7 protein-coding genes are annotated in these 6,675 nt (G+C 44.6%); 4 read left to right on the forward strand and 3 right to left on the reverse strand.

What is annotated here, in order from left to right:
* The first annotated feature begins 19 nt into the window (after positions 1–19).
* The gene (locus ACVBIL_RS16125; protein WP_447167970.1) at positions 20–436 is read left to right on the forward strand and encodes a hypothetical protein; all 417 of its coding nucleotides are present in this window, start codon (positions 20–22) and stop codon (positions 434–436) included.
* A 103-nt stretch (positions 437–539) separates the two neighbouring features.
* Here the strand turns inward: ACVBIL_RS16125 and ACVBIL_RS16130 are convergent, their stop codons facing one another.
* The 3 genes from ACVBIL_RS16130 to lolB all read right to left on the reverse strand — a co-directional run bounded on the left by ACVBIL_RS16130 (position 540) and on the right by lolB (position 3,060).
* Positions 540–1,487, reverse strand: coding sequence for a ribose-phosphate pyrophosphokinase (locus tag ACVBIL_RS16130; RefSeq protein ID WP_447167971.1), 948 nt, complete (start codon positions 1,485–1,487; stop codon positions 540–542).
* 65 nt (positions 1,488–1,552) lie between these two features.
* Positions 1,553–2,407: a 4-(cytidine 5'-diphospho)-2-C-methyl-D-erythritol kinase gene (gene ispE / locus ACVBIL_RS16135; RefSeq protein ID WP_447167972.1), complete on the reverse strand. Its 855-nt coding sequence runs from the start codon at positions 2,405–2,407 to the stop codon at positions 1,553–1,555.
* Positions 2,404–3,060 carry a lipoprotein insertase outer membrane protein LolB gene (lolB, locus tag ACVBIL_RS16140; protein ID WP_447167973.1) on the reverse strand — a complete coding sequence of 219 codons (657 nt, stop codon included), beginning with the start codon at positions 3,058–3,060 and terminating at the stop codon, positions 2,404–2,406. The genes ispE and lolB overlap by 4 nt, the downstream gene beginning before the upstream one ends.
* 258 nt (positions 3,061–3,318) lie before the next feature.
* On the opposite strand from lolB, the gene hemA reads away from it, so the two are divergent.
* From hemA to prmC, 3 genes are read left to right on the forward strand one after another with little or no spacing between them, the layout of a single operon-like run.
* Positions 3,319–4,569, forward strand: coding sequence for a glutamyl-tRNA reductase (gene hemA / locus ACVBIL_RS16145; protein ID WP_447167974.1), 1,251 nt, complete (start codon positions 3,319–3,321; stop codon positions 4,567–4,569).
* 13 nt (positions 4,570–4,582) lie between these two features.
* Entirely contained in the window at positions 4,583–5,668 is a 1,086-nt protein-coding gene (gene prfA, locus ACVBIL_RS16150) for a peptide chain release factor 1 (protein WP_447167975.1), read from the forward strand.
* Between the two features lie 47 nt (positions 5,669–5,715).
* Complete coding sequence (gene prmC, locus ACVBIL_RS16155) at positions 5,716–6,558, forward strand: peptide chain release factor N(5)-glutamine methyltransferase (protein WP_447167976.1); 843 nt, start codon at positions 5,716–5,718, stop codon at positions 6,556–6,558.
* Positions 6,559–6,675: the final 117 nt, after the last annotated feature.

Below are 6,675 nucleotides of genomic sequence, written 5' to 3' on the forward strand. Positions count from 1 at the left end.
AAGTGTTAAAGGACAAAACATGAAGAAAGTGATTGCAGCTGTGATCATGGTAACCAGTTGTTTACTACCTGTGGCGGCAAGTGAGCTACAGCTTTACCAAGATCCCATCCCATATGGAAGTTACGTTAAAGACTTAGATAGCATGTTGACCGATGCGCTTAAACGTAATCATTGGGTATTTAGTAAAGATGAGGCCGGCCTTAGGTACGCTAATTTAAACTATAAAACCTATATAATTCAAGCTGAGTTACTGGTCAAAGATAATAGCGTCGCGGTTAAGCTGATAAGCGCTGAACGTCCTGGCTGCGCTAAGAATAGCTGTAAAGTGAATATGGGTAAGGTTGATGGTTGGCTGGTTAAGTTACGTCGTAGCATCGCTTATGATGTGACTCAGGCGGTAAGAGATGATGCGCTAAAACGCAGTTTTATTGAGTAATGGCATAGTAAGAGATAGCTAACGGTTAGCGCTAGGCATAAAAAACGCACTCAATTGAGTGCGTTTCTATTTCTGCTTATCTTGCTGGCTAATTCGTGATGAATTAGTGCTTGAACATCGCAGAGATTGATTCTTCGTTGCTTACGCGGCGAATCGCTTCAGCCATAACAGTCGACATAGTCAATTGAGTGACTTTTTCTAATGCTTTGATTTCATCGCTCAATGGAATCGTATCGGTAACAATTACTTCATCGATCACTGATTCAGCGATATTCTTGGCGGCATTACCAGAAAACACTGGGTGAGTTGCATAAGCAAATACACGATTTGCACCGTGCTCTTTTAATGCTTCAGCAGCTTTACACAATGTTCCGCCAGTATCGATCATGTCATCAACGATGATGCAGTCACGGCCTTGAACATCACCTATGATATGCATAACTTGCGCAACGTTCGCCTGTGGGCGGCGCTTATCGATAATCGCAAGATCAGAATCATCAAGTAGCTTAGCAACGGCGCGAGCACGCACTACACCACCGATGTCAGGAGAAACGACTACAGGGTTATCTAGGTTCTTAGCTAACATGTCTTCTAGTAACACAGGGCTACCGAATACGTTATCAACTGGAACGTCGAAGAAACCTTGAATTTGTTCAGCGTGTAGATCACAAGTCAATACGCGGTCTACACCAACGCTTGATAGAAAATCTGCAACCACTTTAGCAGTAATAGGTACACGAGCACTACGAACACGACGGTCCTGACGCGCGTAACCAAAGTAAGGAATAACCGCTGTAATACGACCAGCTGATGCACGGCGAAGCGCGTCAACCATAACGATAAGTTCCATTAGGTTATCGTTAGTAGGAGCGCAAGTAGATTGAATGATGAATACATCCGCACCACGTACATTTTCATTAATTTGGACACTGATTTCGCCGTCACTGAAAACGCCTACCTCTGCGTCTCCAAGTTTACAAAATAGACGGTCGGCTATCTTCTTAGCGAGATCAGGTGTTGCGTTACCGGCAAAAAGTTTAATGTCAGGCACTGTATCAACCTCAGGCGTATGCTTCATGATAGTGGCTGGGATTTAAAAGCCATCCCAGGATTTAGTTAACACTGAGCTAGTCTCAGCATTAACGGCGATATATTTGCCCCTTTCGCAACAAAGCCATGTATCGATGCAGGCAATTTCGCCAATACATCTTTAGCTTCTTGTTCCTGTTCGAATTGACCAAAAACACATGCTCCTGTTCCGGTCATTCTGGACGGCGCATATTCTATCAGCCAGCCTAAGGTCTTGGCAACTTGTGGGTAGCGTTTTGCGACTAATGATTGGCAGTCATTTTTCCATGGGCTGTTCATTAATGAGTCAAGGCTTAGCTTTGGTGTATTTCGAGGCAGTTCGGGGTCTTGGAATACTTCCGCTGTAGAGACATGCACTTGGGGAATTAATACCAAATACCAGGGTTCAACGGGCTCTACATTTTGGAGTTTTTCTCCAACACCTTCGGCAAAAGCTGAAAAACCATTAATAAAAACAGGTACATCAGCGCCAAGTGTTAATCCTATCTCAGCCAGTTCAGTAACGGTAAGACCTGTTTGCCATAGCTGATTCAGAGCGACTAATGTGGTGGCCGCGTCAGATGAGCCTCCACCGAGCCCGCCTCCCATGGGCAAGCGTTTATCAAGCCAAATTTCAGCGCCTAACTGACAATTTGTGCGTGATTGAAGTGATTTTGCGGCTTTAAGAATTAAGTTATCGCTGTCAGCAACAACACCTGTCATGTTGGAGTGTAATTTTAGTGTTGTCTGTTCCAACACTTTAAAGTCTAAATAGTCACAATGTTCGATGAACTGAAACAGAGTTTGAAGTTCGTGATATCCATCAAGGCGCTGGGCATTGATATGTAGGAATAGATTAAGCTTGGCTGGTGCTGGCCAGCCTAATGAAAGTGCCGTAGTCATAAAGAGCTCTCGGGTGAGGTTGGTTGCATCAGTATCTGGCTTTGTGGAGCTAAGGCCTGCCATTGATTTAGTTGCAGCTTTAGGCGGATATCGCCGCGTTGTAAATTAAGTAGTCTAGGCACTTCTGCGCCGCTTTGGGTTTGCCAGCTTTTAAAGTCAACTTCCCAAGGCGGAAGTTGCTCGGAGTTCAGCAACTTTATTGGGCGGCCTTGATTATCAGTGCTGATCAGTCTGTCGCCTTGAGTGAGCTGGCCTGTGAGCCATAGCGGCAGTGAGTCGATAGGAATAGACCAACCAGAAACGCGAGTTAATAAACGTTGGGCATCGGTGTCGGTATACGTTTTGCCGTCAACTTCGAGTATTGCGTTGCCATCATGGCTTGAAAGTGACAATAAAGTTGTACCCAACATGGTCGTGAGTTTAAGTTCATCTCGCTCAGGACTATGCAGCCAATATAGGTTAGTACTAAATCTATCTTCAGGGGTTCTAACTGCAAGCTTTCCTTGCATTTCCCACGCACTGGCCTGCTGCACTTTGTTAACAGAGACGGGAATTAGGTTGTCTGGTATGGTAGTTGAGCAGCCACTAATGAAAATAGTGCCCAATATCACCCATAGATAAGTGCTTTTTGTGAACTGGCTCAAATTATTCATCTATTACTGATATAAAAGAGCCCTTATGATACGAGGGGTTGAATGAATTACCAATGCCCATATGCAAAAAATTGCTTTTGTACAATGGTTAATGTCGTTTTAGCGTGACATATCTGTTAAAAAAGTGATGCTAATTGAAAAAATGGGTAAGAACATAGATTATTATTCGGTTTTGTTAAGCGTATTCTGTTTTTAACAACATCAATTCAGTAGAATGGCACCAATAAATGAGATGCCCAAGAGTCCAGAACGAGTCAAATGAGCCTTGTAGCAATCGGAATTAACCATAAAACGGCCACGGTCGACCTACGTGAGAAAGTCGCATTCGCACCAGACAGAATTCATGATGCCATGAAGAGTCTTGCGTCTCATACACGATCGGGCGAAGCCGTCATCATTTCCACCTGTAACCGTACAGAGCTTTACTGTAACAACAGTGAAGCGGCTGATGTTGTTGCTTGGTTGGAAGATTATCATCAACTATCTCATGAAGATGTTGCGCCTTGCTTGTACCAATACAAAGGTCAGGAAGCGGTTAAACATTTAATGCGTGTATCTGCTGGACTCGATTCACTGATTTTGGGTGAACCGCAAATTTTAGGTCAGGTGAAGCAGTCTTTTGTGAAAGCCAAAGAAGCTGGCACAGTTGCAGCGACTATGGACCGACTATTTCAAAATACCTTTTCGGTTGCGAAAAAGATCCGCACTGAGACCGAAATAGGTGCGGCTGCAGTCTCTGTTGCCTTTGCCGCAGTGAGTATGGCAAAACATATTTTCTCATCGCTAAGCACGACCCAAGTCTTATTGGTTGGTGCAGGTGAGACAATTGAGCTGGTTGCGCGTCACTTAAAAGACAATGGCGTTAAATCCATGGTTGTGGCTAATCGCACAATTTCACGTGCCGAAGCCATGTGTGATGAGTTTGGCGCAACAGCAATTACACTCGAACAGATCCCAGATTTTCTCCCTAAGGCCGATATCGTGATATCCTCTACGGCTAGCCCGTTACCAATACTTGGTAAGGGCATGGTAGAAAAAGCGCTTAAGCAGCGTCGTCATCAGCCTATGTTATTGGTTGATATAGCAGTTCCTCGAGATATTGAGGCTGAAGTTGCGGATCTAGATGATGCATTCCTCTATACCGTCGATGACCTGCAAAGCATTATTGAACAGAATATGGCGTCTCGAAGAGAAGCCGCCGAGCAAGCAGAATTAATTGCAGAAGATCAAGCTCATCTATTTATGGAATGGATCCGTTCTTTAGGGTCGGTAGACAGTATCCGTGAATATCGCACTCAGAGTATGGCGATTAAAGATGAGTTGGTAGAGCGAGCGGTCAACAAGTTGGCCCAGGGTGGTAATAGTGAGCAAGTCTTACTAGAACTGGCCAACAAGCTTACCAACAAGCTGATCCACGCACCGACACAAGCGCTTACCGCTGCGAGTCGCCAAGGGGATTTGAATTCTCTTGGACAATTAAGATCTGTGCTTGGACTAGATAAAGACTAAGGTTAGCGTTTAAATGAAGGACAGTGTGATTCGTAAGCTTGAAGGCTTACTTGAACGTAATGAAGAAGTATTGGCGTTACTGAGCGATGCAAGCATTATTGCCGATCAGGAGCGTTTCCGCGCCTTGTCTAAAGAATATTCTCAATTAGAGGATGTGGTCAGCACTTTTAAAGCATTTCAACAAGCAGAAGAAGATCTTGAGTCTGCTAAAGAGATGATGGAAGAAGATGACGCTGAGCTAAAAGAGATGGCTCAGGAAGAATTTAAAATCGCTAAATCAGCGATCGCAACCCTAGAAGATGAGTTGCAAATTCTGCTACTTCCAAAAGATCCTAATGATGATAACAACTGCTTTATCGAAATCCGCGCAGGTGCGGGTGGTGACGAAGCGGCTATTTTTGCGGGCGATCTGTTCCGCATGTATAGCAGATACGCTGAAAGCAAACGCTGGCAGATTGAAGTTATGAACACCAACGACGGTGAACATGGCGGCTTTAAAGAAGTGATTGCTAAAATCAGTGGTGAAGGCGTTTACGGTAAACTGAAATTTGAGTCTGGCGGACACCGTGTTCAGCGTGTACCAGAAACCGAGTCTCAAGGCCGCGTACATACTTCTGCCTGTACAGTTATCGTATTGCCTGAAGTGCCAGAAGCCGAAGCGATTGAAATCAACAAAGCCGATCTTAAAGTTGATACATTCCGCGCATCAGGTGCCGGTGGTCAGCACGTTAACAAGACGGATTCGGCTATTCGTATTACGCATATTCCTACCGGTATTGTTGTTGAGTGTCAGGATCAACGTTCACAGCATAAGAACCGTGCCCAAGCGATGAGCGTACTTGCTGCGCGTATTCAAGCGGTTGAAGACGAGAAGCGTCGTAGTGCAGAAGAAAGTACACGCCGTAACCTAGTCAGTAGTGGTGACCGTTCTGAGCGTATCCGTACTTATAACTTCCCACAAGGTCGTGTAAGTGAACACCGAATTAACTTAACTCTGTACCGATTAGGCGAGTTTATGGAAGGCGATATCGATTGTGTTATCGAACCTCTCATTTTTGAAAACCAAGCGGATATGCTTGCAGCACTAGGTGAAGGCTAGACCTTCATCCACCTCATTACTGTGCTACAGATGAATAAGGATATTCCTTGCAATTAACTATCTCAGGGGCGCTTAAATGGGCCTCTTCGCAGCTTGAAAGTATCTCAGACTCAGCATCTCTTGATGCTGAGGTCATGTTGCTACATGTGATTAATAAACCACGCAGTTATTTATATACTTGGCCTGAAAAGAGCCTAGAGCCTGAAGAGGTGTCTGAGTTTAAACAGATGCTAGCTAAGCGTCTGCGTGGCAACCCTATCGCGCACATTGTTGGCGAACGGGAATTTTGGTCTCTGCCATTTAGAGTTAACCCGACAACGCTTATTCCACGTCCAGATACTGAAATTCTAGTTGAAACGGCGCTTAATTTACCTTTAGCGGAAACCGCTAAAGTACTCGACTTAGGCACTGGGACTGGCGCGATAGCGCTATCACTGGCCCATGAGCGTAATGAGTGGCAAGTGTGTGCGATTGATAAGGTGGATGATGCGGTCGCGCTGGCAAAAGAAAATAGAACCAATCTAAAGCTTGAGCAAGTTGATGTGTTTCAGAGTGACTGGTTTGATGCGGTTGAGTGCTACGATTTTAACTTGATTGTATCTAACCCGCCTTACATTGATGAACAAGATGAACATCTTTCTCAAGGTGATGTTAGGTTTGAGCCACAAAGTGCACTCACTGCACCACTGAGAGGGTTTGCTGACTTATTTCATATTGCTAATTGTGCCCGTGATTATTTAGCTCCTGGTGGCTATTTACTACTGGAACATGGTTATCAGCAAGCTATCGAGTTAAGAGAAAAGTTAATTGAGCTCGGCTACGAGAATGTTGCTACAGTACGCGACTTTGGCAGTAACGATCGCTGTACATTAGGTCGCTGGCCACGCTAAGCGTAGGATAAAAAACAAAACCTAAAAGGCACTATTGATAGTAATGCTATTCGGATAAGCACTACTGTTTATATTTAAGTGGGTAGCGGCTGGGTATATAGAGCACTGAACGTGGAT

This window comes from Shewanella sp. 125m-7 (assembly GCF_052977045.1).